Source organism: Ruegeria sp. CI8 (assembly GCF_056536865.1).
On the sequence record NZ_JBQFQL010000001.1, the window covers coordinates 2117441 to 2144154 of the forward strand.

At 61.2% G+C, this 26714-nt stretch carries 24 protein-coding genes and 1 tRNA gene; 13 read left to right on the top strand and 12 right to left on the bottom strand.

Annotated features, from left to right (window positions below; genetic code table 11):
* The first annotated feature begins 101 nt into the window (after positions 1-101).
* Both ACR0DA_RS10475 and ACR0DA_RS10480 read left to right on the top strand, forming a co-directional pair.
* Positions 102-974 carry an NAD(P)-dependent oxidoreductase gene (locus tag ACR0DA_RS10475; protein WP_480753869.1) on the top strand — a complete coding sequence of 291 codons (873 nt, stop codon included), beginning with the start codon at positions 102-104 and terminating at the stop codon, positions 972-974.
* Between the two features lie 104 nt (positions 975-1078).
* Entirely contained in the window at positions 1079-4144 is a 3066-nt protein-coding gene (locus ACR0DA_RS10480) for an aminotransferase class III-fold pyridoxal phosphate-dependent enzyme (protein ID WP_480753870.1), read from the top strand.
* Between the two features lie 43 nt (positions 4145-4187).
* On the opposite strand, the gene ACR0DA_RS10485 is transcribed toward ACR0DA_RS10480, so the two are convergent.
* Positions 4188-4664: a hypothetical protein gene (locus ACR0DA_RS10485; RefSeq protein WP_170337651.1), complete on the bottom strand. Its 477-nt coding sequence runs from the start codon at positions 4662-4664 to the stop codon at positions 4188-4190.
* Positions 4661-4828, bottom strand: a complete 168-nt coding sequence (gene hemP / locus ACR0DA_RS10490) for a hemin uptake protein HemP (protein WP_005978533.1) — start codon at positions 4826-4828, stop codon at positions 4661-4663. Before hemP ends, ACR0DA_RS10485 begins: the two co-directional genes overlap by 4 nt.
* A 220-nt stretch (positions 4829-5048) precedes the next feature.
* Here hemP and gph point away from each other — a divergent pair, with 220 nt between their 5' ends.
* Complete coding sequence (gene gph, locus ACR0DA_RS10495) at positions 5049-5723, top strand: phosphoglycolate phosphatase (RefSeq protein ID WP_170435452.1); 675 nt, start codon at positions 5049-5051, stop codon at positions 5721-5723.
* Positions 5724-5944: 221 nt separating this feature from the next.
* Here gph and ACR0DA_RS10500 read toward each other — a convergent pair whose 3' ends face one another.
* Together ACR0DA_RS10500 and ACR0DA_RS10505 are read right to left on the bottom strand one after the other, a co-directional pair.
* Complete coding sequence (locus ACR0DA_RS10500; protein WP_480753872.1) at positions 5945-7192, bottom strand: acetate/propionate family kinase; 1248 nt, start codon at positions 7190-7192, stop codon at positions 5945-5947.
* A complete protein-coding gene (locus ACR0DA_RS10505) occupies positions 7189-8577 on the bottom strand; it encodes a bifunctional enoyl-CoA hydratase/phosphate acetyltransferase (protein ID WP_480753874.1) in 1389 nt (462 codons plus the stop codon). The genes ACR0DA_RS10500 and ACR0DA_RS10505 overlap by 4 nt, the downstream gene beginning before the upstream one ends.
* Positions 8578-8962: 385 nt before the next feature.
* Between ACR0DA_RS10505 and ACR0DA_RS10510 the strand changes: the two genes are divergently transcribed.
* Entirely contained in the window at positions 8963-10165 is a 1203-nt protein-coding gene (locus tag ACR0DA_RS10510) for an APC family permease (protein WP_480753875.1), read from the top strand.
* Between the two features lie 44 nt (positions 10166-10209).
* Here ACR0DA_RS10510 and ACR0DA_RS10515 read toward each other — a convergent pair whose 3' ends face one another.
* A complete protein-coding gene (locus ACR0DA_RS10515; protein ID WP_170462349.1) occupies positions 10210-11805 on the bottom strand; it encodes a GMC family oxidoreductase in 1596 nt (531 codons plus the stop codon).
* Between the two features lie 108 nt (positions 11806-11913).
* On the opposite strand from ACR0DA_RS10515, the gene ACR0DA_RS10520 reads away from it, so the two are divergent.
* From ACR0DA_RS10520 to ACR0DA_RS10535, 4 genes are all read left to right on the top strand, one after another.
* Entirely contained in the window at positions 11914-13152 is a 1239-nt protein-coding gene (locus tag ACR0DA_RS10520) for a TRAP transporter substrate-binding protein (protein ID WP_093962894.1), read from the top strand.
* 66 nt (positions 13153-13218) lie between these two features.
* On the top strand, positions 13219-13884 hold the full coding sequence (locus ACR0DA_RS10525; RefSeq protein WP_170337629.1) for a TRAP transporter small permease: 666 nt from the start codon (positions 13219-13221) through the stop codon (positions 13882-13884).
* Complete coding sequence (locus ACR0DA_RS10530) at positions 13884-15242, top strand: TRAP transporter large permease (RefSeq protein WP_093962896.1); 1359 nt, start codon at positions 13884-13886, stop codon at positions 15240-15242. The genes ACR0DA_RS10525 and ACR0DA_RS10530 overlap by 1 nt, the downstream gene beginning before the upstream one ends.
* Positions 15243-15253: 11 nt before the next feature.
* Positions 15254-16033 carry an IclR family transcriptional regulator gene (locus ACR0DA_RS10535; protein ID WP_480753877.1) on the top strand — a complete coding sequence of 260 codons (780 nt, stop codon included), beginning with the start codon at positions 15254-15256 and terminating at the stop codon, positions 16031-16033.
* A gap of 98 nt (positions 16034-16131) precedes the next feature.
* Here the strand turns inward: ACR0DA_RS10535 and ACR0DA_RS10540 are convergent, their stop codons facing one another.
* The 6 genes from ACR0DA_RS10540 to ACR0DA_RS10565 all read right to left on the bottom strand — a co-directional run bounded on the left by ACR0DA_RS10540 (position 16132) and on the right by ACR0DA_RS10565 (position 20579).
* Complete coding sequence (locus ACR0DA_RS10540) at positions 16132-16593, bottom strand: c-type cytochrome (RefSeq protein WP_480753879.1); 462 nt, start codon at positions 16591-16593, stop codon at positions 16132-16134.
* Between the two features lie 37 nt (positions 16594-16630).
* A complete protein-coding gene (locus ACR0DA_RS10545) occupies positions 16631-17530 on the bottom strand; it encodes a c-type cytochrome (protein ID WP_480753881.1) in 900 nt (299 codons plus the stop codon).
* A 9-nt stretch (positions 17531-17539) separates the two neighbouring features.
* Positions 17540-18112 carry a c-type cytochrome gene (locus ACR0DA_RS10550; protein WP_480753883.1) on the bottom strand — a complete coding sequence of 191 codons (573 nt, stop codon included), beginning with the start codon at positions 18110-18112 and terminating at the stop codon, positions 17540-17542.
* A gap of 54 nt (positions 18113-18166) precedes the next feature.
* Positions 18167-18487, bottom strand: coding sequence for a hypothetical protein (locus tag ACR0DA_RS10555; protein ID WP_480753884.1), 321 nt, complete (start codon positions 18485-18487; stop codon positions 18167-18169).
* A gap of 24 nt (positions 18488-18511) precedes the next feature.
* A complete protein-coding gene (locus ACR0DA_RS10560; protein ID WP_170337617.1) occupies positions 18512-18961 on the bottom strand; it encodes a c-type cytochrome in 450 nt (149 codons plus the stop codon).
* 283 nt (positions 18962-19244) lie between these two features.
* Positions 19245-20579: a tetratricopeptide repeat protein gene (locus ACR0DA_RS10565; RefSeq protein ID WP_480753886.1), complete on the bottom strand. Its 1335-nt coding sequence runs from the start codon at positions 20577-20579 to the stop codon at positions 19245-19247.
* A 99-nt stretch (positions 20580-20678) separates the two neighbouring features.
* On the opposite strand from ACR0DA_RS10565, the gene ACR0DA_RS10570 reads away from it, so the two are divergent.
* From ACR0DA_RS10570 to ACR0DA_RS10590, 5 genes are all read left to right on the top strand, one after another.
* Positions 20679-20912, top strand: coding sequence for a hypothetical protein (locus ACR0DA_RS10570; RefSeq protein ID WP_170337613.1), 234 nt, complete (start codon positions 20679-20681; stop codon positions 20910-20912).
* Between the two features lie 10 nt (positions 20913-20922).
* Entirely contained in the window at positions 20923-22395 is a 1473-nt protein-coding gene (gntH, locus tag ACR0DA_RS10575; protein WP_217353966.1) for a guanitoxin biosynthesis MBL fold metallo-hydrolase GntH, read from the top strand.
* Positions 22396-22399: 4 nt separating this feature from the next.
* Positions 22400-23380, top strand: coding sequence for a CobW family GTP-binding protein (locus ACR0DA_RS10580; RefSeq protein WP_170337610.1), 981 nt, complete (start codon positions 22400-22402; stop codon positions 23378-23380).
* A gap of 128 nt (positions 23381-23508) precedes the next feature.
* Complete coding sequence (locus tag ACR0DA_RS10585) at positions 23509-25182, top strand: sulfatase-like hydrolase/transferase (protein ID WP_170392402.1); 1674 nt, start codon at positions 23509-23511, stop codon at positions 25180-25182.
* Between the two features lie 47 nt (positions 25183-25229).
* Entirely contained in the window at positions 25230-26462 is a 1233-nt protein-coding gene (locus ACR0DA_RS10590) for a DUF3179 domain-containing (seleno)protein (protein ID WP_480753888.1), read from the top strand.
* Positions 26463-26626: 164 nt separating this feature from the next.
* Here the strand turns inward: ACR0DA_RS10590 and ACR0DA_RS10595 are convergent.
* Positions 26627-26703, bottom strand: a tRNA-Met gene (locus tag ACR0DA_RS10595).
* Positions 26704-26714: the final 11 nt, after the last annotated feature.

Genomic DNA, 26714 nt, shown 5'->3' on the forward strand with positions numbered 1-26714 from the left:
TGCGGGGTTGCCCTTTGGGCGCGGCTTTGCTTTGTCTCTGGCAAGCATTCCGGCCAGTGGGCGTTTTCTGCCTTGGACCGGTCACAGGGAGGATCTCGAAAATGGCGAAAGTTGCATTCCTTGGCCTGGGCGTCATGGGCTATCCGATGGCCGGGCATCTGCAGGCGGCTGGGCATGAGGTGACCGTCTACAACCGCACCGCGGCCAAGGCGGAGAAATGGGTATCGCAGCATGGTGGCCAGATGGCGACCACGCCGCGCGCTGCCGCCGAAGGGGCCGCGTTCGTGATGGCCTGCGTCGGCAACGACGACGATCTGCGCATGGTCTGCACCGGCGAGGACGGCGCGTTCGACGGCATGGCGGAAGGCTCGGTTTTCGTTGACCACACCACCGTTTCGGCCAAGGTCACGCGTGAGCTGTATGCGGAGGCCAAGGCGCGCGGGATCTCTTTTGTCGATGCGCCGATCTCGGGCGGTCAGGCCGGGGCCGAGAATGGGGTTCTGTCGATTATGTGCGGCGGCGATAAGGCCACCTATGACCGGGCCGAGCCGGTCATGCAGGTCTATGCCAAGATCTGCCGCCGCATCGGAGACAGCGGCGCGGGCCAGATGACCAAAATGTGCAACCAGATCGCCATCGCAGGGCTGGTGCAGGGCCTGAGCGAAGCGCTGCATTTTGCCGAGAATGCCGGGCTGGACGGGCGCGCGGTGGTCGAGGTGATCAGCCAGGGCGCCGCCGGAAGCTGGCAGATGTCGAACCGGTACGAGACCATGCTGGACGACCATTTCGACCATGGTTTTGCAGTGGACTGGATGCGCAAGGACCTTGGCATCTGCCTGGATACGGCGGACGAGACCGGGGCCTCGCTGCCGGTGACCGCGCTGGTCGATCAGTTCTACAAAGATGTTCAGAAGATGGGCGGCGCCCGCTGGGACACCTCGTCACTGATCAAACGCCTGCGGGCATTGGGATAAAACGGGGGGGCCGTCTGCCCCCCATCGCGCCGCGGCGCGATTCCTCCCGAGGATATTTTTGGCCAGATGAAAAGGGCTCCGGCGCGCACGGGGCGGAAGTTGGAATGAATGATGTCAGTGCATTTTGGGCGGCCGCGCTGCGGCAGGTCTGGGGGCTGGACGCCCGGCTCTCGCGGCTGGATGGCGAGTATGACCTGAATTTCCTGGTGCAAGCCACCAATGGGCAGGATTATGTTCTGAAGGTCATGCGGGCCGGGTGTGACCCGCAATTGGTGGATCTGCAGATCAAGGCGTTGGAGCATATCGCGGCCGAGGCCCCCGGGCTGCCGTTTCCCAAGGTGATCCCCGGGCTGGACGGCGGTTTGCTGCCGCAGATCGACGACGACGCGGGACGGCCGCGGCTGGCGTGGCTGTTGGAGCGGCTGCCGGGCCGCTGCTATGCCAAGACGGCGCCGAAATCCGAGGACCTGATCCTGAAACTGGGCCGGGTATTGGGGGCGACCGATCGGGCGCTGGAGCGGTTTTCGCATCCCGGCCTGGAGCGCCCGGGTTTCAAATGGGACCTGACCCGGGCCGGCTGGATCGCTGACAAGCTGGATGCGGTTGCCGACCCCGATCGTGCGGCCCTTCTGCGCGAGATTTGTGCACAGTTCGATGCCGTCTCGGGCAGGCTGGCCGAGCTGCCCCGGCAGGCCATCCACAACGACGTGAATGACTACAACATCCTGGTCGAAGGTGAGCTGTCGGAGCGCCGGCAGGTCTCGGGCCTGATCGACTTGGGCGACATGTGCGCCGTGCCGCGGGTATGCGAACTGGCGATCGCAGGGGCGTATGTGGTGCTGGATCACCCCCGCCCTAAACGGGCACTGGCCGCGCTGGTGCGGGGCTATCACGCCGCAAACCGGCTGCGCCTGCAGGAAGTGGACCTGATCTGGCCCCTGCTGCGGATGCGGCTGGCCGTGTCGGTCGTAAACTCCACGCTGATGGCCGCCGAAAACCCGGACGACCCGTATGTGACCATCAGCCAGGCACCGGCCTGGCGGTTTCTCGAGGATGGTTCCGTCAATGGCGAACTGATGTCGGCGCGGCTGCGGGCGGTCTGCGGGCTGCCCGTCACCGACGGGGCCGAGCGCATTCACGCGTACCTGTCCGAACATCGTGGTCAGTTTGCGCAGCTGTTGGGACAAGATCTGTCGGACGTTCCGATGGGTTCGCTGTCGGTCGAAAACTCGACCTGGCCGCAGAACCCGTTTCACATGCCGCTGGACGAGGCCGCGCGGGTGGGCGCGGAATTCGGCGACGGGTTGTGGCTGGGCTATTACAACGAACCGCGCCTGATCTATGCCGAGCCTGCCTTCCGCAAAGGTCCGTGGAAAGCGTCGGACCGGCGCACGGTGCATCTGGCGGTGGATGTGTTCGCGCCGGCGGGGACGCCTTTGCTGGCGCCGCTGAGCGGTCGGGTCGAGGCGGTCGAGAACCGGGCGAACCATCTGGACTATGGCGGCGTGGTGATCCTGCATCACGAAACCCCCGAGGGTGACGCGTTCTATACGCTGTACGGGCATCTGGACCCCGAGGTCTGTGACCGGTTGAAACCCGGAGACCCGGTGGCGCAGGGGGCGGCATTCGCCCGGCTGGGCGATGCCGGCCAGAACGGCGGCTGGGCGCCGCATGTGCATTTCCAGCTGGCCCTGACCACGGCCGGCATGCAGGCCGACTGGCCCGGCGTCGCCGACCCGGACGAGCTGGACCTGTGGCATGCGGTCTGCCCGAACCCGGCGGCCCTGCTGAACCTGCCGGACGAGAAGGTCTATTATCGCCCGACCGACAAGGCCGAGATCCTGAACAAACGGCGGGCGCATTTCGGCGGCAACCTGAGCCTGACCTATGACGACCCGGTAATGCTGGTGCGCGGCTGGAAACACCACCTGTTTGACGAATGGGGGCGACCCTATCTGGACGCCTACAACAACGTGCCGCATGTGGGGCACGCGCATCCGCGCATTCAGGCCGTGGCGGCGGATCAGCTGAAGCGGATGAATTCGAACACCCGATATCTGCATCCGGCGCAGATCGAGTTTGCCGACAAGCTGCTGTCGAAACTGCCCGATCACCTGCAGGTGTGCTTCTTCGTCAACTCGGGCACCGAGGCCAACGAGCTGGCCCTGCGCCTGGCGCGGACGCATAGCGGGGCCAAGGGCATGGTGACGCCCGATCACGGCTATCACGGCAACACCAACGCGGCGGTGGCCATTTCCGCCTACAAATTCAACAAGCCCGGCGGCGTGGGCCAGGCCGATTGGGTCGAACTGGTCGAGGTGGCCGACGATTATCGCGGCCGGTTCAAACGTGACGACCCCGACCGCGCGCAGAAATATGCCGACCTCGTGGACGACGCGATTGCAGCCCTGCAGCGCAAGGGGCATGGGGTGGCCGGATTCATCGCCGAGACCTTCCCCTCGGTCGGGGGTCAGATCATCCCGCCAAAAGGCTATCTGCCAGCGGTTTACGAAAAGATCCGCGCCGCCGGCGGCGTCTGCATCGCCGACGAGGTGCAGACGGGCCTGGGTCGGCTGGGCGAGTACTATTTCGGCTTCGAACATCAGGGCGCGTCCCCCGATATCGTGGTTCTGGGCAAGCCCATCGGCAACGGCCACCCCCTGGGCGTGCTGGTCACCACGCGCGAGATCGCCGACAGTTTCGACAACGGGATCGAGTTCTTCTCGACCTTCGGCGGCTCGACCCTGTCCTGCCGGATCGGCAAAGAGGTGCTGGACATCGTCGATGACGAGGGTCTGCAGGAGAATGCCCGCGTGATGGGCGCACGGCTGATGGAAGGTCTGCGCGTGATCGAAGCCGAGTTCGCCTGCGTGGGTGATGTGCGGGGCATGGGGCTGTTTCTGGGGGTCGAACTGATCAACCCCGACGGCTCGGAAGGCACCGAGATCTGCCGATACGTCAAGAACCGCATGCGCGACCACCGCATCCTGATCGGCAGCGAGGGGCCGAAGGACAACATCCTGAAGATCCGCCCGCCTTTGACCATCGAGGCCGAAGATGTGGACATGATCCTGTGGGCGCTGCGGTCTGTGTTGGCCGAGGTGGGCGACTATGCCCCTGCCCCGGTGTGCGACCACAGCCATCACCATGACGGGTGCGGCTGCTGCTGAGAAACGCCCCAGCCGAATTCGGCCAGGGCACTGAACCGCGCTGTCAGTGCAGCACGGCCGAGGGGGTCTGATGGCCGGTGGTCGGCAGTGGAACGGCGGAGGTCATGCGCCGCAGGGCCAGCCCGAACTCTTCGGACAGTGACGCCAGCGCGGGCGCGAAATCGGGGCGTACGATCAAGGCGGCCAGCATCATCGCATCCTCGCGCGCCCCTTCCGAGGCCGCGGCGATCATCTGCGCGAAACAGCTTTCGTCCGCGCCCAGACAGGCGCAGCCCAGCCCGTGCCGGATCAAGGGGCGGCGGGCGTGATGGGCGCACAGGCTGCACAGACGATCCAGCGCCAGCATGGCCAGCTGCCCATGATCGGCGCCCAGCGCGATGTCGAAGTCATGTGCGGCGTCGGCACGGCCGGCGGCCCCGTCACTCCACATCCGCAGGTACATGACGGCGCCAGCCTCGATCGGGGTCAGATCGGCCAGCCGTCCGACCGGGGCGCCGCCCCGGGTCGATGCGCCGCTCATTTTGTCAGGATCAATTTACCCGCGCGGGTGATGCGCAGGGTATACAGCTGGTCGCCCAGTTCGATATGGGCCAGGTTGCCGCCCTGCGTCAGGTCCTCGGCCTTGTGGGCCGGCAGCATCGAAACGGCATAGGCTTGGGTCGGATTCGGGTTCTGCGCGTTCATCGGGTCATCTCCGGTTGTGTTCAGGCAAAGCGCCTTTTCCGTTCAACTTTCATGAATCTGGCTGGCCCGGAACCGGGTTGGCTGCGTGTCTTCATGCTTAATCTGATAAAAATACTAAGGTATGTCAAGTGCCGGTTTCCTGCTATTCGCACACCGAACCATTGCGCCCTTGCGGCAGGCCCGTTAGGCCGGGTCTCGGCACTTAGAGACGGGAGCGGAGATGACGGCGGCAATCGTGTTTGATCTGGATGGCACGCTGGTGGACAGCCTGGCCGACATTGCGGCAGCAGCGAACCGGATGCTGGCCGATCAGGGCTATGCGCCCCTGCCCGAAGAAACGATCCGGGGATTCGTCGGCAATGGTCTGCCAAAACTGGTTGAGCGCGTGATCCTCCACTGCGGACTGAGCATTGAGCGCCATTCCGAACTGACACAGGTCACGCTGAACCATTACAGCCAGGCATCAAGTGCGATCACCAGGCCTTATCCAGGTGTCAAAGACGCTCTGCGACGGCTGCGGGCTGCAAATATCGCGCTAGGGGTCTGCACCAACAAACCGGAAGCGCCCGCGCAGCATATCCTTGAGGTTCTGGATCTGGCGCAGTTCTTCGACGTGGTGATCGGCGGAGATACAGTGAAATCCCGCAAACCCGACCCCGCCCACCTGACCGCCACTTTCGAGGCACTGGGCACAAACGACGCGCGTGTCTTTGTGGGCGACAGCGAAGTGGACGCAGAAACGGCCCAACGTGCCCAAGTCCCATTTCTGCTGTATTCGGAAGGGTATCGGAAGTCGCCGGTCTCGGAACTTCCTCATTTGGCCAGCTTCGACGATTATTCGCGCCTCCCCGACCTGGCAATGCGCATCACAGGCTTATCTGGCACCGTGCTCTAAGGCTTTGGCTGCCAAGCGATTCAACTTTTTTGGGGGTTTTTGAGGGGCCGGCTGAGGGGGTAGGTAGCCAGCCCCTCTTCGGGGAAAGTGGTAGGCCAAGTTTGACCTTGGTTAATCAGACAATAGCCCAGCCCACCTATGCCCGAAATTGGGGGTTTCCCGTAGAGAGCCATTTTTTCGAAAAATTCGCCGAAAATCCTTTGCTGACGTCCAGCGCCTGATCACTCAGGCCCCGAACCATCGGCCGGGTGCGGCGAGGTTGGGCTCGCTTTGTCCAAAAGCGTCTCGTACATGTGCGGATAGACGAAGCGAGCAGCCGCACGGGCGATCACCAGTTCCTCGTTGGTGGGGATGACCATGACCTGAACCCGGGACAGCGGTGTCGAGATAATCCGGGCGTGGTCCGTATTGGCATCATGGTCCAGTTCAATCCCCAACCACCCCATATTGACGCAAATCCTTTCGCGCACCAGCGTAGAATTCTCGCCAATCCCACCAGTGAACACCACCGCATCCAGCCCACCCAGCACAGCCGCAAGGGCACCGAGTTCACGCCTTGCACGGAAATTGAAATAGCTGATGGCCCGGCGCGCGCTGCCGCTGTCGGACTTTTCCAGCGTGCGCATGTCGCTGGACAGACCAGACAGACCCAGCAGGCCGGATTTACGATACAGAAGTTCGGTGATCTCATCCACGCTCATGCCCTTCTGGTCCATGAGGTAGAGAACGACACCGGGGTCCAACTGGCCGCATCGGGTTCCCATAGGCAGACCGTCTATGGCCGAAAACCCCATACTGGAACCGACCGAGCGGCCGTGGATCATACCGCACATCGACGCGCCGTTGCCCAGATGCGCCACGATGACCCGGCCGCCATGCAGCAGCGGCGCGGTCTTGGCCAGATGACCCGAGATGTATTCGTAGCTGAGGCCGTGAAACCCATAGCGGCGAACGCCCTTGTCATAATACTCGGTCGGCAAGGCAAACGTATCATTGACCCAGGGGTGACTGCGGTGAAAGGCGGTGTCGAAACAGGCAACCTGCACCGCATCGGGGAACCGCTCGACCGAGGCACGAACGCCGCTGAGGTTGTAGGGTTGATGCAATGGCGCAAACGGCGAGAGTTCGTCAAGCGCTGCAAGGCTTTCAGGTGTCAGCAAGATCGGTTGATCGTGGTCAGGACCACCGTGAACGATGCGGTGGCCGACGGCTGCAATATTGGCCGCGGGAAATTGCTGGACGATCAGGTCCAGAACATGGTTCAGGGCCTCGTTATGATCGGCAATCCCGTCTGCCACATCACCGCCCAACGTGCGGCCATCCGAGGTTTTGGCACGGATGGTCGCGCCAGCGGTGCCGATGCGGTCCACGATTCCGGTGCAGATTGCAACCGGGTCATCGGATGGCAACGAAAACAGCCCGAACTTCAGAGACGACGAGCCTGCGTTCAGCGTGATGACATGGCTCATGACCGCCCCCCGGCAATGCGGGCGGCGTGCAGGGCAGCCACGGCGCAGGATGCCAAACGCGCCTTGTCGTCATCCGCGCGGCTGTTCAGGATGATCGGCACCTTCGCCCCCAGAACCACCCCTGCCGCTTCGGCGTTGGCGATATATGTCAGCTGTTTGGCCAGCATGTTGCCCGCATCCAGGTTCGGAACCACAAGTATGTCGGCCTGTCCGGCCACTGGCGAGACGATCCCCTTGATCCGTGCTGCGGCCATGCTGACCGCATTGTCCATGGCCAGCGGACCGTCGACCAAGCCTCCTTTGATCTGGCCCCGTTCAGCCATTTTGGACAGCAACGCCGCGTCGATCGAGGACCGAATGGCCGGGTTCACCGTCTCGACCGCCGACAATACGCCGACCTTGGGCGTTTCCATCCCGATCGAGATCGCCAGATCAATCGCGTTCTGGGTAATGTCGATCTTGGTTTGCAGATCGGGCTCGATATTGATCGCGGCGTCGGTCACCAGCAGCGGGTGCGGTTGCCCGGGCACGTCCATGACGAAAACATGGGTAAAGCGCCGGCCCGCGCGCAATCCCTGATCCTTCCGCAATGCGGCCCTCAGCAGATCATCGGTGTGCAGATGCCCCTTCATCAGCGCCCCGGCCCGGCCTTCGACCACAAGGTCGACGGCGATGCGGGCGGCTTCGCTGTGCTCTTCCGCGACGACAATCTCGAAACCATCCAGCTTTTCGCCCAGTTCCTGCGCCGCCTGCCCGATCAGGTCCGGGCGACCGACAAGTATCGGCTCAATGATCGTTTCCCGCGCAGCCAGGATCGCGCCGCCCAACGAGTTCGGGTCCTCCGGCGCGACGACGGCGGTCGGGATGGGATCCAGCGGCCGGGATTTCTCCAGCAAGGCGTCGAAGTGACGGTGCCGCTGAACGATCAGGCCGGGAACCTCGATTTCACGGAACGACAGCGCGCGGTCCGGGGCGATTACCACGGCCTTGCCGCTGACGATGACCGCGTCATCCCTGCAACGGGTGACGGTGGTATCCAAGACCACCTCGCGGTTTGCACGCTTTTCCGTGACGACCACGCGCGCCAAAAGCTCGTCCCCGGCCATGGCACGGCCCACGAAGTCGAACTGTTGCGATTTGTAAAGCGTCCCGGCCCCGGGAAGGATGTTCCCCAGAACCGCCGAGATCAGCGCGCCCACGAACAGCGATGGCGCCACCGCTTCGGGCCGGTCGTCTCCATCCCCGTCCTCATGGGCCAGGTGCAGCGGGTTGTGATTGCCCGAATTCGCGGCGAAGGCATAAAAGTCATCCTCGGTGCACAGACGCTTCAGTTCGGCCGTGTCCCCGATGTTGAGTTGATCATAGGGTTTGTTGTGATACTGCATCTGGTTCAACCTGCGAATGCTGCGCGCCGAACGCGGCCATGCAAGGGCCGAGCGACCGGAGCTGTGTTGCCCGGAACCTGATGGATTGCACGCGAAATGTCCAACTCATACCCGGGCACGTCACGTCATATTGGCGCGCAGGAAGACCTTGCACGAGCGATGCAACAAGACGTTGACAGCCAGCCGGTTTTTTGGGCGCGCGGGCCATCTGGCTTCGAAAAAGGCGATGGAACGCGGCACAATCAAGCGCCAGAGTTGAACGGGATACCGCTGGTTGGTAAATCTGAGCGACCTTGGATGCCGGTACACATACCATGATCGCCCCACAGCGATTGCCCCCCACCAGCGGCGTCCCGACGAGCACTAGCGAGGCCGAACCGTTCCCTTGTCGACCGAGTTGCAGAATACGCTGATCCTGTCCGCGGTCGTGGTGGTCCTGGCCATTCTGGTTTGGCCGCGTGTCGCCGATTCCCGGATGTGGCGAGCTTCGATCACCCCGTTGGCGTCGATCATCGGCAGCGGGTTCCTTGTTCTTGGTCCAATCCTGGACGTCAGTTTTGGCGATCTGGCCCCGCTGGCCATGCTTGGCCTCTGCGCAGCGGCCTGGGGGTTCGGAAGTGCAATTCGATACAACATCCGCGACATTGCGCACAGGCACGACCGCGGCGCCGGTATCGAGCGGGCCGAAAGGGTCGCGTCGGCAAGCCTGGCTTTTGCCTACTTCATTTCGGTCGCCTACTACCTGAACCTGTTCGGCTCGTTTGGCGTGAGCTTGACCCAGGCGGATGACGCGTTTCATGCCCGCCTTGTGACCTCGGGGGTGCTTGTGCTGATCCTTTTCGTTGGCTGCACCCGGGGTTTTTCCGCGCTGGAACGGTTGGAGCAGATTTCAGTCGGCCTGAAACTGGCAATCATCGCCGGGCTGCTTGTCGGACTTGCCACGTATTTCGCCGAGCAATACAGCCACGATGCGCTTGTCTTTGACCCGCCGGCCGAGCGCGGCTCGCACGCGTTCATGTTGTTGGCGGGCCTGATCGTAACAGTGCAGGGATTTGAAACCTCGCGTTACCTCGGCCACGCCTATGATGCGGAAACCCGCATTCGCTCCATGCGGTGGGCCCAGTTGATCGCAAGCGCGGTTTACCTGGCCTATATCGGCCTGTTGACCTATTCGGTCGAACCGGGCGGCTTGGTTCTGGACGAAACGGCGATCATTGACCTGATGCAGGTCGTCGCCCCGATACTGCCTGTTCTTCTGGTTATTGCGGCCCTGTCGGCCCAGTTCAGCGCCGCCGTCGCGGATACCAGCGGGTCCGGTGGACTGCTGTCCGAGATTTCAGGCGGGCGCGTCTCTGAACGGACCGCCTATACCGTTCTGGTTGGCGTCGGGTTGATACTGACCTGGACATCGAATGTCTTTGAAATCATCAGCTATGCGTCGCGCGCCTTTGCAGTCTATTACGCGCTGCAGGCCGGGATCGCGGCCCGGTCGGCGTCTCAGCAAAATCTGCCCTTCCGCGCGTTGGTGTTTGCACTGTTCTGCATTCTTGGTGCAGCAATCGCGGTATTCGGATTGCCCGTCGAATGACGCTCTGACCTTACCCAGCCAAAAACCGACCCACAGACTCCGTGTCAGCCGCGTCCCGCGATCAGATCGCTGGCCTTCTCACCGATCATGATGGCGGGCGCATTGGTGTTTCCGCTGACGATTTCCGGCATGATCGAGCAATCTGCAACGCGCAACCCCTCGATCCCTTTTACCTTCAAATCAGGTCCGACAACGGCCGCGTCGGTCGTACCCATCGCGCAGGTTCCGGTCGGATGATAGATCGACACTGAATTCGAACGCGCCCAGTCCAACGTCCCCTCATAGTCATCGCAGGACAGATCCGCCGTCGGTCGGAACTCCTCGGAGATCTTTGAGGCCAACGGATTGTGGCGCGCAATATTGCGAGCGATGTTGACGCCAGCGACGATCGTTCGGCAATCGGTCTCTGTCGACAGATAATTCGGGATGATTTTGACATAGCTGGCGGGGTCCGGTCCATCCAACCGCAACTCTCCACGGCTTTCCGGCCTGAGTTGGCAGACTGACATCGTGAAGGCCGAAAACGGGTGCACGCCTTCACCCGGGCTGTCCGCCGACCAGGGCTGGACGTGAAATTGGATGTCCGGGGTTTGAACATCAGGACGGGTCTTCATGAAACCGGTTGCCAGACTGGCCGCCATGGTCATGGGACCGGCCCGGAACAACGCGTATTTCAGCGCGATGCGGGCCTGGTTGAACAGGCTCCGCACTTCATCGTTCAGGGTCGGCTCGTTGCACTTGAATACCAGGCGCGCCTGCAGGTGGTCTTGCAGGCCCTTGCCGACGTTCGGCAAGGCGTGAACGGGCTCGATTCCGTTTGCCTTCAGATGATCGGGATCACCAATGCCCGACAGCATCAGGATCTGCGGAGAGTTGATTGCCCCCCCGGACAGGATGACCTCGCGCCGGGCCTTCACCGTTTTGGTTTCGCCCGACCGATCGCGGTAGACGACGCCTGTTGCGCGCTTGCCGTCCATGGCAACCCGCGTCACCAGCGCGCGCGTGATGATCGTCAGGTTCTGCCGGTTGCGGATGGGCTTGAGATAGGCGACGGCCGCACTGCAACGACGACCGTTGCGCGTAGTCAGCTGAAAATACCCGACGCCCTCCTGGTTGGCGCCGTTGTAGTCGGGATTGAACGGGTAGCCTGCGGCCTGCGCCGCGGCGACCCAGGCATCGCAGATCGGGCGCTGTATGCGCATATTGGAGACGGACAGCGGGCCACCTACGCCGTGATACTCATCCTCTCCACGCTCTTGATCTTCGCTGCGTTTGAACAGGGGCAAAACATCGTCCCAGCCCCAGCCAACATTACCCATCTGGCGCCAGCGGTCATAGTCCTCTTTCTGCCCGCGAACATAGAGAAGCCCGTTCAACGAGGACGACCCGCCCAATACTTTTCCGCGCGGCCAATCAATGGAACGCCCATTCAGGCCCGGGTCAGGCTCGGTGCGATAACACCAATCGACCGAGGGGTTGTGCATGGTCTTGAAGTACCCGACCGGGATGTGAATCCACGGGTTGGTGTCCGGTCCGCCCGCCTCGATCAATGCAACTTTGGTTTGGGGATCAGCACTAAGCCGATTGGCGATGACACATCCCGCAGAACCGGCACCGACAATCACATAGTCCACTTCCATGATCGGCTCCTCCCGAAGTTGCTAAAAAAACCCTATGCAAGATGCATGAATTAAGCTAGCATTTTTTGATACAAAACGTCTCAATAATTGCGAAACGGGAGGATAGCAATGGAGATCGGACGAAAGTTAAGTGGCATTTCACGGCGGGACTTTTTCCGCGTTGCCGGACGCTATGGCATGAGTTCCACTCTGCTGGCAGCGGGGGGTTTCGGTGGGGCCATGAGCCTTGCCAATCTCGCGCAGGCCGCTGAATCCACGTATGAAAAACGCTTCTCAAAAGAGCCCAAGCATACACTGAAATTCGGCGCGGCAGGTTTCAACACGCGCAACCTTCTCATCGAACGGGCCGGCGCCATCGAGTTCGCCCGCGACCTCGAAGAGCGCACGGACGGTGAGATTCGCATCGAGTTCATCGGCGACAACCAGATCTGCGGTCAGCTGAGCTGTGTCGAGAAAACCCAGCAGGGCATCGTGGACATTTACGCGGCCTCGACCCAGAACTCGGCCGGTGGCGCACCCTATCTGAACGTGTTGGACTATGCCTACATGTTCCCAAGCCGCGCAGCGCAATATCATTTCTTCTACAGCCCCGCCAGCCAGCGGATCCTGCGCGAGCCGCTCGAGAAGCGCCACGGGTTGAAGTTTCTGTTCACCCACTGCGAATTGCGCGGGCTGCAGATGGGGTCGACCTTTGCGGACAAGCCCACCGTCACCAAACTGGAAGAGCTGTTTGGCACCAAGAACCGAGTGACCGGCACTCAGCTGGGTCGGATCGCGATGCAGCTGCTGAACCTGAACCCGGTTCCGGTGGCCTGGGAAGAAACGCTGGATGCGCTGAAGACCGGTCTGATCGATGGTGCCGAAACCTGGGCATCGGCGGTGGCCTACGCGAACATGGCGCCGGTCGTTTCCCAGTCGGTCAACCTCAAGTTCTTCTGCGGCACCGAACACACGTCGATGTCGGCCAAGGTCTTCGACAGCCTGGGCGGCGAGCTGCAGGATGCGGTCATGGAATCGTCCTACTTCACGCAGGCGCTGATCCAGGGTGCAAACGAAGCCGCGCTGCTGAACACGGTCGGCTTCTCGGATCCGCAGCTGCCCAACACGATCTTCGCCGAGAACGGTGTGCGCGCGGCCTTCCTGCCGGACGACCAGATCAAGCTGGCCGAGGAAATGTGTGCCCCGAACTTCAACCCGGAACCCTGGGCGGAATGGCGCGAGCGTCTGAACAAATGGGCCGGCGGCATCGACACCTATCAGGAGATCTACGACATCGCGCGCGAGATCCCAGCAGACACCCTGCCGGAAAATGTCGAGCCGCGCCGTTGGTGGATGGGCCAAGCCTGATAAACTGATTTGAACCGGCCCCGCGTGGGCCGGTTCAACCGAAGACCGACTGGGAGGACGGGGTTCATGTCATTTTGGGCAGACATCGGCGCGATATTCAGCGCCTTTCTCAGCCAGGATTCCTTTGAAATTCAATCAGCGTTGGAGTCCGACGCAGCGTGGGTTGTCGGCGCCGTCGTCGCTGCGCTGGGCGGGCTTCTGGTCATGCTGATCTATCGCAAGGTTCCCTTCATCGAGCGCCATCTGGAACGATCCGTGATGGTGTATTCCTATCTCGCCATCGCGCTGATCATCTTCTGGGGTGTGATCGACAGGTTCGTCTTCAATGACCAGGAACCCTGGTCCACAACAATTCCACCCTTGCTGTTCATGGTGATGGCGTGGTTCGGGGCCTCCTACAACGTGCGCCTCAGAACGCATCTTAGCTTCAGCGAATTCCGGACCGCGATGCCACGCAGCGGGCAGTTGGCCTGCCTGATCCTGGACGCGGTGCTGTGGTTCATCTTCGCGGTCATCGTCATCGTGACCACGTCGCGGCTGGTGGCCTTGTCAGCGTCCAACTTCCAGATCGTTCTGGGCACCGACAACGTCATGCAGTGGTGGTTCCTGCTGGCGGCACCGTTGTCATTCTTTCTTATGGTCGGCCGAGTGTTCCAGAACCTGGCGGACGATCTGCGTAATTTCAAAACAGGCGAGCCGCTGATCAAGCAGGCCGTGATCGGGGCAGACTGATGGCAGACGGAACTTGGGTTACTTTGATTTCGCTCGGCGTGACATTCCTGTTCATGTTGGGCGTGCCGGTGCTTCTGGTCATCGGCTACTGGGTGATCGGCTGCTCGTTTGTTCTGGGCCTGACGCTCGACAACATGGGCGCCGAGCTTTTGAACGTGTTCAATAAGGGCTTCGCGCTGCTGGCCATGCCCCTGTTCATCCTGACCGGAGACCTGATCAACAAGTCGGGTATCGCCCGAAGGCTCAGCGACTTCGCCTATGCCTGTCTCGGCTGGATACGCGGCGGTCTGGCGATGGCTTCGCTTGGGGCCTGCGGTTTGTTCGCGGCGATCTCGGGGTCCAACTCGGCCACGACAGCCACGATCGGATCGATGCTGCACCCCGAGATGGTCAAAGGCGGGTATGACGAACGCTTCAGCGCGGCAACCGCCGCAGCGGGCGGCACGGTCGGGATCATCATCCCGCCGTCGATCATCTTCATCGTCTATGGGTTCCTAATGAACCTGCCGATTTCCGAGCTGTTCGTGGCCGGCATCCTGCCCGGCGCGCTGATGGTGATCGGGATGCAGTTTGCCTGCTGGATCATCTGCCGCATGAACGGCTGGGGTCACCTGATCCCGCTGCAGCTGAACCGCGTTCTGAAAACCGCCTTCGGCGCGTGGCTGGGCTTTTTTGCCATCGGGCTTGTGCTGTGGGGCATCTACACCGGCAAGTTCTCTCCGACCGAGGCCGCCGGAGTCACCGTTGGCTTCTGCGTCATCGCCGGGCTGGTGAGTTATCCGATCAACCGGATCATGGGCGCCCGCGACGATGTTTCCCCAACGGACAAGAGCTTTGCCGAAATGCTGGTGGTCGAGGGTTTCACGATCCCCGAGATCCCGTCAATCGTCATCCGTTCGGCACAGATCACCGGGATCCTGGCGCCTCTGATTGCCATCTCGGTGGTAATGCAACAGATCCTTTCCCTGTTGGGTGCCCAGGAAACGATCGGCAATTTCGTGACCTCGATGGGGGGCTACCATGCTGTTCTGTTCACCTCGATGGTGATCGTGTTTTTCTCGGGCATGGTTCTGGAGAGCCTACCTGTGACCATCATTCTGGCCCCGATTCTGGCACCGATCGCAGCTTCGGTCGGGATTGATCCGATCCACTTCTCGGTGATCTTCCTTGTCGGAGCATCCATTGGCTTCATCACGCCGCCATACGGGCTGAACCTGTATGTCGCCTCGGGAGTTACGGGCGTGCCGTATTTCCGGCTTCTGCGGTATACGGTGCCTTATCTGGTGGCGTTGCTCTCGGTCTGGATTCTGGTGTCACTGGTGCCTGATCTGGCCTTGATACTGCTGCCGAAAAACTAGACTGTAGCCGGATGACCGCGACGGACTCACAAGACAAGGACACCCAGATTCCAACGAACCTGCGCCTGTTGCTGATCTTGGAAGAGGTCGCGCGGCGCGGGGTCGCGGTCAAACCGGCAGATCTGATCGAAGCGTTGGGTCTGGCAAAGCCGACGGTCCACCGGCTGCTGCAGACGGCCGAGGCCGAAGGGTTCCTTCAACGAGATCTGGACGGCCGGTCCTATGGGCCCGGCCCCCGGTTGCGGCAGATGTCCGTGAACACCGTGTCGTCCGAACATCTCCGCACGGCCCGCCTGGCCATTCTGCGCGGAGTAGCCGACGAAATTGGTGAGACCTGCAACCTTGCCATCCCCGACCGCGAGGGGATGATCTATCTCGACCGGGTCGAGACCAAATGGCCACTGAGAATCCAGCTGCCGATTGGGACCCAGGTGCCATTCCACTGCACCGCCAGCGGAAAGATGTACCTCTCGACCCTGCGCCGAAACACCTTGGATGGGTTTCTCTCGGCCCGCGGGCTGACCGCTAACACCGAGAAAACCATTACCGACCCCACGGCCATGCGTGCCGAGATCGCCAAAATCGCCCAGAACGGTTACTCGACCGACGACGAGGAGTTCATGCCCGGCATGGCCGCCGTCGCGGTTCCGGTCTTTGACGAGAATGACCGACTTGCGGCCACTCTGTCCGTGCACGCCCCCACGCAGCGGCACGATCTGACAAGCCTGAAGCAATTCCTGCCACTGCTGCAGTCCGGGGCACTCAAACTGTCGGGTCTGCTTGCTTCATAGGGTGGCGAACACGGGACCGAGCCGAGCGGAGGCGAGTAGTGATCTCGCCCAACCGACTTGAGCAGACACAGAATTGACGCGTAAACTCCGACAAAAAATCAGTTGCCTGCCCGGGCTTCCGCCTCGGTACGTTGGCGTTGAATCGCGCGTTCGCGTTCGGGCCAACTGTCCTTGATAAACGCGAGGATGTCCCAGATATCCTGATCGGACAGGCTGTCGGCAAATCCCGGCATTCCGCTTTGGACCCCCGAGACTCCCATTCGCTTGAGCATCTCCTCGCCGCCCAACTTGGTATAGTCGAACAATAGGCCATCGCCATGATGCCAGGTGTGCCCGGTTCGATCATGCGGCGGGGCTGGCAGGACGCCGTCCGCATCAGGCGTTTGCCAATCGGCTTGACCCTCCAGCTTGGCCCCGTGACACGACGCACAGTTTTCGGCATAAAGCGCCGCCCCACGTAGCGGAACGGCGGATGCACCGTCAGGCACCCCTTTTGACATCCACCATTGAGCGCTGGCTACACCGATGATCACAACGGCCACCGGTGTGCCCCATTTCATTATTGGCGAGATCGTTCGGCGCGGCGGCTCCACCTTTTTACCCTTCGTCATGGGCATCGAGCAGATAGGTGGCCATGGCGCGGTGGTCTTCTTCGGTCAGGAAGCGGGTGCCGTAGGTCACGACCTCGCCCATTGCGCCGCCGAATACGTCACCGTCTGGCAGGATGCCGGTGCGCAGTGCATAGGCCAGGCTGTCGACCGTCCAGCCCCGCCTCTGCAGGGTTTCAGAGTCGATGGCCGGCGTCTTGTCGCCGCCCGGCAGGGCATCGCTTCCCTTGAAGTGCCCGGTATCCGACTTGCGGGCGCCCAGCAGATTGCGCCCGGTGTGGCAGGCGGCGCAGTGGGTGGCGCCTTCGACCAGCAGCCGGCCGCGGTTCCACACATCACTTTTGCCGGGGACCGGATCGGTGCGCGGCGGCTTGAGGAACGCCGCGCGCCACAGTTTCAGCCCCCAGCGCTGGTTGAAGGGAAAGGCCATCTGCTGCGGGCGCGACGGCGTGGCCACCGGGGGCACGGTCTGGAACGCCGCCCACAGGTCGGCGATGTCCTGATCGGTGAATTCGGCGTAGAACGGGTACGGGAACGCCGGGTAATAGGGCTGCCCGTCCGGCGCCACGCCTTGGCGTACGGCCTTGGCGAATTCCTCGATCGTCCAGCCACCGATTCCGTGGTCCGGGTCGGTGGTCAGGTTGGGGGAATACAGCGTGCCAAAGGGTGTCTTTAGCTTGACGCCGCCGGCCAGGGGCGCGCCGCCCTCGGCGAAGTTGGTGTGGCAGGCGATACAGCCGCCCGCCCGCGCCAGGTAGGCCCCGCGGTCAACGTCGCCCGTCAGGTCGGGCAGTTGCGGCGTCAGACCGATCGGCCACGCGATTACGGCGGCCAGCCCCGCCGCAGCCAGTACGGCAGAGGCAAGGACCAGACGATAGAGGCGTTTCATCGAAGCACCTTATTCCGACCGAAACCGCGTGTGACAGGCCGAGCAGGTCTGGCCCAGCATCATGAACACGCCATCGGCGGGCATCTCGGACAGCTCCTCGCGCCCGGGGGGGCCGCCCGTCATGGCCCCGCCCCCCATCATCGAAGCGCCGCCCATCATGCCCGATCCGCCCATCAAGCCGGACCCTTGCCCGGCACCGGCCATCATCAGCCCGTTGTCGGCCGCCAAGGCCAGCCCCTCGGCATAGGTCTGCAGCTGTTCGGCCAGTTCGGCGAAGGCGTCCCAGTCCTGCCAGATCGCGGGTTTGGCCTCGGAGGGCATGCCATCGCTGCCTTCGGGGAACAGCCGGGTCATGCTGTCGCCGGCATGGCGGCCGATCGTCTCGGCTGGGTCTCGGACGGTGCCGGCGTCATAGGGCGTCTTGCCCTGCATCATCGGCGTCAGGGTCTTCATGGCGTCCTTCATGGCGGACATGCCGTCCATGCGTTCCTTCACGATCCCGGTGGCGCCACCATGCGCCAGGGCGGTCACGGCCACCATCCACGCCAGCACGGCGCCCGTCGTCAGCTTGAAAAAGGTCATCGTCTTGTCCTGTATGTCTGCTTCAACTCGCCCCCAGAAGAGGCATTTCGTGACTCAGGACACGGCGCGCGGCGGGGGCGGGTCGAACAGGGCCACCGGCAACATCCGATACCGGCCCGACGGGATGGCACGGCGGTTGATCGTTGAGACCAGCGCGGAAACGACGGGCGCGGCCACGGTCATGGCCACGCCGTTGCAGAAGGCCCCGCCGTGGCAATGGCCCGGGTGGCCCTGTTCGACATGGTCGGGGTCGGATGCTTCCAGATCGACGACGGCATGTGTGCCCCCATCGCCCCCATGCGCAAAGGCGGGTTCCGAGAACACCAGAATACCGGCCAGAACCAGGCCCAAGGCCAGAACCCACCGTCCGATCATCCTGTCCGCCCAACTGTGCAAGGTTCAGTTTATCCCGTTCTCGCGCTGCAGTTCCCTGACATAGGCAACGATGCCCTGCACGTCTGCACGGGTCAAGCCAGCGACCGGTGGCATGTCGCCAAAGCGCCAGTGGTGGGCCTGAACACCATATTGAACCGCCCGCTGAAAAGCCTCGTCCCCGTGGTGGCTGGGCTCATAGATCTTGTGCACCAAGGGCGGAGCCAGGCCTTCCAAACCCGTGGCATTCGCCCCATGGCAGACAGCGCATTTGACGTCAAAGGCAACCTTGCCCATCTGGGCCGGCGCACTGAACGTCGCCGGCACGCTGACTTGCGCGATCGGGTCCCCCCGCGACAGCGACGAGGTGTCAGGCACCTCCATCGAGTGCCCTGCAGGTTGTTGGCTGAGGTTGTAGGCGAACACGGCAGCGCCTGCGATCAGAACGCCGCCTACCAATAGCGTCAGTTTGTTCATCGGCTCGTTTCACTCGGTTGTTTTTGGCTTGGCGCGGGCGACACCAAAACGGTCTGACACTGATCAAACCTGCTTGACCTGCCGGTCTTGCCGCCTTGCGCACAGTTTCGGGGGGACTGTCTGCCCCATTCCCGCGCTGGAAGGTCAAGAAAAGTATGCCGCAAGTTTCCCCAAAGCCGACGATGGACTGCAGCACCGAAACGTCAACGCCGAGCTGGGCCGCGCACGAAGCCATCAGTTGGAACTTGAAGACTTCTTAGCGGCGCAGGCTGCGACGGGTCTGTCAGTACTTCGCCAGAGATCCGAGTATCTTCTTCCGTATATCGGCGTCACCCGGAAAGATCCTTTGCACCAGAAATTCGGACGGAAAATCCGGCCACGTGGCCTCCAACTCATCAACAAGTCTTTGCGCTTCGTCAAAATTGCCCAGCTGATCATGAGCGACGGCCTGGAACAAAAGTGATGGCCCGCTTACGGGCGCTCCTGCAGCAGGCGCACCCTGAAAGGCATCGACAACGTTTTCGTAGTTCCCGAGCACAAGCTGCGATACGCCCCAGATATTTCTCGCCCCAAATCGGCCGGATCCGAATCTGACCCGCGACGGATTGCTGACCTCGGCCGCAAGTTCGGGCTCGTTCGCAATCAGGGCGGCAATCCCGACAAGGTCCAGAACATGGCCATCTTCAGGCGCTAGTTCAGCAGACAGGCGCGCGTAGTTCAAAGCCTCATCCGCGTCGCCCGAAACCGCCAATCGCCAGCCGTTCGAGGCGTTGGCCCAAGCACCCGACGGGGACAACTCAAGTGCCGTTCCTGACATCTGGGATGCTTGCCGCAACAGATCCTCTCGTGTGCCCTCGTCTTGAGACAGCAGAGCCAGTGTGGCCAAGACCTGAGCCATTCCCGCATAGCCATCGGGCAAGGCCGGGTCGAGCTCGGTGGAATGCTGGAACATTCCCAGGGCGATCTGCTGGCGTTTGACATCGAAGACCGGAAAGAACATCCCCCGCGCCTGATCCGCCAGGTTGGCCGCCTGCAATCTGGCAAGCGATTGCTGACCAAGCGCAGCCCGTTCGGCCTGCCGGGTGGTGTTGGAGGGTTGCCCGACCTCGTCGTTGCCGGGTCTCAGCCACATGCCCAGCATTACGATCATGGCCACAACGCCCAGCCCGACCAACAGAAGTCCACGCAGGTGCCTGGCCCCGCCGGGCGGGCCGTGGCTTGCCAGGTCTGACTTCGGATCATCCGGGGAAGCTTGGTGCGAAAACCGCGGCTTGTATCCGCCGGGATCGACGAAGATCCGAACGCCCTGGCCGTCCCAATGGTCTTCGTAAAACTCACGCAGCAAACGCCGTAGTCGCCTCGCCTCTACCCGAACCAGATTTCGACCACCGCTGCCATCAATGCTGCGACCGTACACTTCGACTGCGATGGCCTTGCCGCGGATCTGGGAACCGCGACCGGCGAGGGTTTCCTCGACGACATAGGTCAGAAACTGCTGAAGCCGGGGCGAAGTTTGGAACTCGGCGCTGGCAACAACGTCACGCAGCGCCTGCCGAACCAGCTCAGGTGATGGCAGCCCAACATCTTGATCTATCGATAAATCATTGGCTTGGTTCACTGCAAACTCACCCCCAACTCACGGTGACTCACTTGGCCGCCCCGGTCAACCGCACGCATCTTGATGCGAGAATAGATAGTGGGAATCGGGCCTTATCCAGTGACGGACGACCTCAAAGACGAGCTACCCGAGCTTTCGACTGCGCTTTCCAGCCAGCTCAAACCGGACGCGTTTCTGAGCGAGGCCATCGAGGACTTCGGCAAAGTCTGCGCAAAGCTCAAGGATACGTCGATCACCGCGTCCGAGCGCGAGGAATGGGCCCACATCAAATCTGAACTTGTGAACGAGCTTCGTCGTCTGGCGAAGCGCAATCTTAGAAACGCATCCGACTGAGGGTATAGCAATGACCGACAAAGACCAAAGCAACGATCACGAAAACGAACAAAACCAGCCAGCGGATGAAATCGAAAACCCTTCGCGCCGGCATGTCATGCAGGGGCTGGCGGCAGGTGCGGTGGCAACGGGGGCTGTCAGCTACGGCTCCGGCGCAGCACAGGCGCATGAGGGGGACGGCCCTCTGGGTGAAAGCCTGAAGAACCCCTATGGCGGCCGGCCGGCCGGCGGTATCACTCTGCCAGAGTACTTCCGGCCGACGAAATACATGACCGGGTCGAACGCAAACTATTTCCCGCTTTCCGAGGAATTGGGGCCCGACGAGATGCGCATCTCCTTCTGCGGGTCAACGCCGTTTCCTCCGCGTGAGGATCAGGCAGGCACCTGTGTGATGGTCGAGCTGGGCAATGGAAAACGGTTCTTCTTCGATTTCGGGTCGGGCTGTGTGCGCAACATCATCGGGATGCAGGTGCCTGCGCAATTGATCAACGATATCTTCATCACGCATCTGCATGTCGATCACTACGCCGACATCCCCTATATCTACCCGTTCAGAGCCTGGTCGGGTGGCTACACGCCGCTGCGGATCCACGGCCCGTCCGGCCGGACACCCGAGCTTGGAACGGCGGGCATGGTGGACGGCATGAAGCAAATGCTGAAATGGCATTTAGAGGCCTTCGACGTATTCCCGATTGGAGACGGTTACGAAATCGAGGTCAACGAGTTCGATTTCCGTCAGGAAGGCGGCATCGTCTATGACGAAGATGGCGTCACCGTGCGCTCTTGGCCACGCAGCCATGCCAAGGACGGCGCCGTCGGGTATCGCCTGGATTGGAACGGCCTGAGCTTCGTTTGGACCGGGGACGGCCGACCGGATGAATTGAGCCTTGAATACGGCAAAGGCGTTGATGTGTTCGTCACCGAAATGTCCGGTCAGGATATCGGCCAGTTGATGACCTACAAATACGGCCTGCCGCAGGAGCTGTTCAACTACACGATCGATACCCATCACACCTCGCATTATGCGGTTGGCAAGATGATGGCTGAGGCACGCCCCCGGCTTGCGATGGTGACCCATTACACGCAGGACGAGGACATTGATGCCGAGATGCTGGCGGGTATCCGGGCCCATTATGATGGGCTGTTCGCCTGGGGTCTGGACGTGGCCGTGGTCAACGTCACAAAAGATGCGATCTGGTATCGGAAGGCGACACTGCCCGGCAAGTCAGGCTCGGTCGCACCGTTCCGTGAATTGGGCAAGATGGAAGCCGAAGGCAAGATCACCTTGCCCGATGAAATCAAGCCACCTGCCCCGCGGTCATCGCGCGCCGAACAGCAGGACCAAAAGTACCGCGACATGGAGATCGACCCCAAGGAATACTACCCCTCCGACGTGTTCCGCGCGCCCAATCCCGAATGGCCCAGCGACTTCGTGATCAAGACCGACGACGTCATTCCAAACCGCAAGAAGAAGACGGAGTGACAGTATGATCGAGTTTGGTTCGACTGCGGCAATTCCGGTCACAATTCTTACCGGCTTTCTCGGGGCGGGGAAAACAACCCTACTGAACCGCATCCTGACCGGCAATCATGGTCTGCGGGTTGCGGTTCTGGTCAACGATTTCGGCTCGATCAATGTGGATGCTGATCTTGTGGTTGGCCTGGAAGACGATGTGATGAGCCTGGCGAATGGTTGTGTGTGCTGCTCGATCCGGGATGACCTGATCGAAACGGTCGAGGCCGTTCTCGCCCGACCGGAGAAACCGGAATACATCGTCCTCGAGGCCAGTGGCGTATCGGACCCGTCCTCGATCGCGATGACGTTCACGGACCAGAAGTTCCGGGACATGATCCGCCTCGACAGCCTGATGTGCCTTGTCGACGCCGAGCAGCTGTTCGCTGCACCAGAGCAGATGGAGTTGAAACTCAGGCAAATCGCGTTCTCCGACATGGTCATCTTGAACAAGGTGGACCTGGTCAGCAGAGAAACAGTCCAGAAAGTGCACGATTGGCTCGGCTCGCGTTTCCGCAGGTATCGCCTGGTCGAAGCGGTCAATGCGGATGTCCCGCTGAACATATTGCTGTCGGTCGGCCGGTTTGCTGCCGAACAGCTTGAGACAGAAGTGCCGGAGCATCATGAGCATGGGCCTGACTGCGGGTGCCGACACGCTGATCATTCAGACGGCTTTTCAACAACGATGATGAAGGCCGAGCAACCCATCAGCCTGTCATCGCTGAGAGGCGCAATTCGAAAGCTACCGGGCGACGTCTATCGCCTCAAAGGATTTGTTTTCAGCGAGGAGGACCCGGATCATCGCATTCTTGTGCAGGTCGTCGGAAAGCGCATGGATATCTCACGGGATGGCGCATGGGGTGACCGAAAGCCCGAGACGCGGCTTGTGGCAATCGGCGCGCCCGGGGCGCTTTCGGAACACGTGCTCACCGACGCCCTGTTCGAAACAGCTTAGCGAACACGCCGATGGTTTGCCCCCAAACGGGGCGACCGGCCCTCGTGCCACCGCCCCTGAATTTGATTTAGAGGCCGAAATAATTAGACTTGTCGCAATCGCAACCTTCCTGCAGCGGGGAACCCTTAATGTTCACAAGACTTTTTTGTTTGGCGCCGGCCATCTCGATCCTGTTGTCTTCCCCGCTTTTTGCGCAGGACACACCGATCATCCATGACGCACAGTACTATATTCTGGAAGCCCAGAATGGCGAGCAGTGGATTGAAGACAACGCTGCCGTCGATGCGTTACTGGCCGAATTTCGGGAAGGCAATTCTGGCAACCCTCCCAACATCGTATCCATTCTGATCGACGATCTGGGATTCGGCGACATGGGCATTCCCGAACTGAATGCGGTACGCGGAATTGAGACCCCCAACATCAATGCATTCTCGGACGAAGCCATGCGCATGGTTCGAATGTATACCGAGCCCTCCTGCACGCCGACGCGCGTGGCCCAGATGACCGGGCGCCTGCCGGTGCGCATGGGCATGGGCGACACCACGGTCGACATTGCCGGCTTTGGCCTTCCCGGAGATGAGGTCACGCTGGCAGAGGTTCTGAAAGAGGCCGGCTATGCCACCAGCCATGTCGGCAAATGGCATATGGGTGATATCGCGGAAAGCTGGGCGATGAACCAGGGTTTCGACTATGCGCAGCATGCCATCCATCAACAGGGTCAGCTGACAATCTTCAACGATGACGCCATCCGCGAGCAGGTCTCGGTCGGCATCCAGGACTTCGAAGAGGACTATATCGTAGACGATTGGTTCCGCCCCGATCCTGCCGCCATGGCCACCGTCATCGAAGGTGAGGCTGGCGGTCCAATCCGTGAAATCCGCATGCAGCCGGGCGAGCGGTGGGACGCAGAAAAATACGATGAGATGAACGAACAGTTCCAGCTCAAGGCGCTGTCTGAACTGCAGCGGCTGGCAGGCGGCGACACCCCCTTCTTTCTGCAGTACTGGCCGATGATCCCGCTGGACAACACGCGTGCAGGACGCGACGGCCCCGAAAGCGTGAATGGCGGCCTTTACGCCGACAAGTTGCAACTGCTGGACGAATATCTGGGCGTGCTGTTTGACGAGATGGAGACGCTTGGCGTAGCCGAAAACACCATTGTAGTGCTGATGGGCGACAACGGACACTTCACGAAATATTCCCCACAGTCAGGTTTCACGCCGATGATTTTCCGCGGCGGCAAGGGAGATACGACAGAAGGCGGCGTACGTGTGGATGCCTTCATCCGTTGGCCCGGAATGATCGAGGCGGACTCGATCGTGAACAACATCATCCATGTGTCGGATCTGTATACGACCCTGTCCCGCCTGGCGGGCGCCGACGCGTTCATCCCACGGGACAGGCTTGTGGATGGGGTGGACCAATCCGCGTCAATCCTGTTCGGTGATGAGTCGAAAACGCGGCGCGATCACGTGATCATTTATTCGGTGGCGTCCCCGAAGGCGATCGTGAAGGACCAGTTGAAACTGAACCTTCCGGGTGCCGGAGAAAGTGCAATTCTGGCGAATTTTTTCGATATCTATCGGGATACGCATGAAAAGTACCCGGTTTCGACCGAAGTCGGCGCATGGGGCGGCCAGGAATTCCAGCGCATTCTGGGCCGGCATCTTGCCCGCAAGAAACTGTACCCTGATACCGAACCTGCGCGCGGCGTGCCGTATGAAGGCATCGAAAACCTGCGCCCGGAAACCGTTGCCGCGGTCGAAGCCTTTCTGACCAAACAGGCTGCGGTCGAACGCTAACTGCAGTCCGACCTCACGTCGGCCCGCCACGTTCAAGAGGCACCTCCATGCTTGCCAACCTGATCTTCTATATCGGACTCGCTGTCTCGCTCGGGATTGGCTTTGTCTATTTCCGTGACCTAGGCGACGTCTCCCAGATGTTGCTGAAGGTAAAGCGAGAAAACATGATCCGCTTCATTCGCAACGAATATCGGTTGATCGGGCTTGGCCTTGCGGCTTTTGCGGTTGCGACCATAGCCCACTTTGCGTTCGGTGCTGGCATCGGCGCGATCTGGTGGGTGGGCGCGGCTCTGGCATTGGTTCTGTATGGCTTTCCCTATGTGTGGGTCCATTTGGGGTTGAGAAACCAGCTCAACACAGCCCGGTATTACAGCATTGCCGAAGCGGAACGGTTCGTCGGACCGACCGCGCCCGTGATCGTGATGACAAACGGCGATCACGCCCGGGCACATCCTGACGCTCAGATCATGCGGCCCCACCTGGCCGGCGACGCCAAGGGGCTTGGGGGCGAAGACATCGTCATGACCTATTGTGCAATGGCCAATCTTGGTCAGGGTTACATGCCATCCATCGAAGGCAAGCGGCTGAACCTTCAAGTTTTAGCACAACATGGCAACAACCTGATCCTGCGGGACAACGACACCGGGGAACCGATCCAACACATCTATGGGTTCCGAGAAGCGGATCGGGACACCGCGTCGGACGGTCCCGCCTGCCCATTGCGCCCGGAAGCTCAAATGGAGCCATGGCCAACATTCCGCATGACATTCCGTGGCTTCAAGAAAGCCTACCCAGACGGTGAGGTCTTTCTGAACAAGCCTTCGAGCAACCCGTTCCTCAGATTGCTGGACATGGCGCTGGAGATCGTTTTCGGATGGGGGATCGCCAGGCAGCATCAAGAGGCTGACCCCGTCATGGACAACATGGAGCGCGCGCCCGACACACGCCTGCCCAACAAGACACCTGTTTGGGGCGTGACCATCGGGTCAGATGCCGTCTGTTGGACCGACGACTTCGTGGTTGACCAGAACTGGCTGGTGAACACACAAGTCGGCGGGCGTGATCTTGTGGTGCAAATAGACCCACATTTCGAAAGCCTCGGGGTCTGGTACAACGACAGCGGTAAACCAGTAAAGCGTTGTGACTTTTGGGGAAATAGCGACCAAGGGCAACTTACGCGGGTTGAAACCTTGCGCGCCGGTTTGTTCTGGCACGTCTGGGCCGAGTTCTTTCCCAACACAGATGTCAATCGCATCGGCGGCAGCGCGATCGTAAGTTAGGCGGATTGGCTCATCTAGCGTGAAGGTGCGGCGCCACAGTGGAACGCTTTCGGAGAAGCACTCCCAAAGCGCATCAGCTTCGCGTCCCAAGACATTACCCTATCGGTATAGGATTGCCTTGGTCCACAGCTTGGATTTTGTGGATATTTTTGACTTTGTGATTTTGGTTGCGGGAGCAGGATTTGAACCTGCGACCTTCAGGTTATGAGCCTGACGAGCTACCGGGCTGCTCCATCCCGCGACACTTTGGGT

Bases quoted from the DNA above. Each gene is read 5' to 3' on its own strand.
- ACR0DA_RS10475 (WP_480753869.1), top strand. From the start codon at position 102: ATGGCGAAAGTTGCATTCCTTGGCCTGGGCGTCATGGGCTATCCGATG.
- ACR0DA_RS10480 (WP_480753870.1), top strand. From the start codon at position 1,079: ATGAATGATGTCAGTGCATTTTGGGCGGCCGCGCTGCGGCAGGTCTGG.
- ACR0DA_RS10485 (WP_170337651.1), bottom strand. From the start codon at position 4,664: ATGAGCGGCGCATCGACCCGGGGCGGCGCCCCGGTCGGACGGCTGGCC.
- hemP (WP_005978533.1), bottom strand. From the start codon at position 4,828: ATGAACGCGCAGAACCCGAATCCGACCCAAGCCTATGCCGTTTCGATG.
- gph (WP_170435452.1), top strand. From the start codon at position 5,049: ATGACGGCGGCAATCGTGTTTGATCTGGATGGCACGCTGGTGGACAGC.
- ACR0DA_RS10500 (WP_480753872.1), bottom strand. From the start codon at position 7,192: ATGAGCCATGTCATCACGCTGAACGCAGGCTCGTCGTCTCTGAAGTTC.
- ACR0DA_RS10505 (WP_480753874.1), bottom strand. From the start codon at position 8,577: ATGCAGTATCACAACAAACCCTATGATCAACTCAACATCGGGGACACG.
- ACR0DA_RS10515 (WP_170462349.1), bottom strand. From the start codon at position 11,805: ATGGAAGTGGACTATGTGATTGTCGGTGCCGGTTCTGCGGGATGTGTC.
- ACR0DA_RS10520 (WP_093962894.1), top strand. From the start codon at position 11,914: ATGGAGATCGGACGAAAGTTAAGTGGCATTTCACGGCGGGACTTTTTC.
- ACR0DA_RS10525 (WP_170337629.1), top strand. From the start codon at position 13,219: ATGTCATTTTGGGCAGACATCGGCGCGATATTCAGCGCCTTTCTCAGC.
- ACR0DA_RS10530 (WP_093962896.1), top strand. From the start codon at position 13,884: ATGGCAGACGGAACTTGGGTTACTTTGATTTCGCTCGGCGTGACATTC.
- ACR0DA_RS10535 (WP_480753877.1), top strand. From the start codon at position 15,254: ATGACCGCGACGGACTCACAAGACAAGGACACCCAGATTCCAACGAAC.
- ACR0DA_RS10540 (WP_480753879.1), bottom strand. From the start codon at position 16,593: ATGAAATGGGGCACACCGGTGGCCGTTGTGATCATCGGTGTAGCCAGC.
- ACR0DA_RS10545 (WP_480753881.1), bottom strand. From the start codon at position 17,530: ATGAAACGCCTCTATCGTCTGGTCCTTGCCTCTGCCGTACTGGCTGCG.
- ACR0DA_RS10550 (WP_480753883.1), bottom strand. From the start codon at position 18,112: ATGACCTTTTTCAAGCTGACGACGGGCGCCGTGCTGGCGTGGATGGTG.
- ACR0DA_RS10555 (WP_480753884.1), bottom strand. From the start codon at position 18,487: ATGATCGGACGGTGGGTTCTGGCCTTGGGCCTGGTTCTGGCCGGTATT.
- ACR0DA_RS10560 (WP_170337617.1), bottom strand. From the start codon at position 18,961: ATGAACAAACTGACGCTATTGGTAGGCGGCGTTCTGATCGCAGGCGCT.
- gntH (WP_217353966.1), top strand. From the start codon at position 20,923: ATGACCGACAAAGACCAAAGCAACGATCACGAAAACGAACAAAACCAG.
- ACR0DA_RS10580 (WP_170337610.1), top strand. From the start codon at position 22,400: ATGATCGAGTTTGGTTCGACTGCGGCAATTCCGGTCACAATTCTTACC.
- ACR0DA_RS10585 (WP_170392402.1), top strand. From the start codon at position 23,509: ATGTTCACAAGACTTTTTTGTTTGGCGCCGGCCATCTCGATCCTGTTG.
- ACR0DA_RS10590 (WP_480753888.1), top strand. From the start codon at position 25,230: ATGCTTGCCAACCTGATCTTCTATATCGGACTCGCTGTCTCGCTCGGG.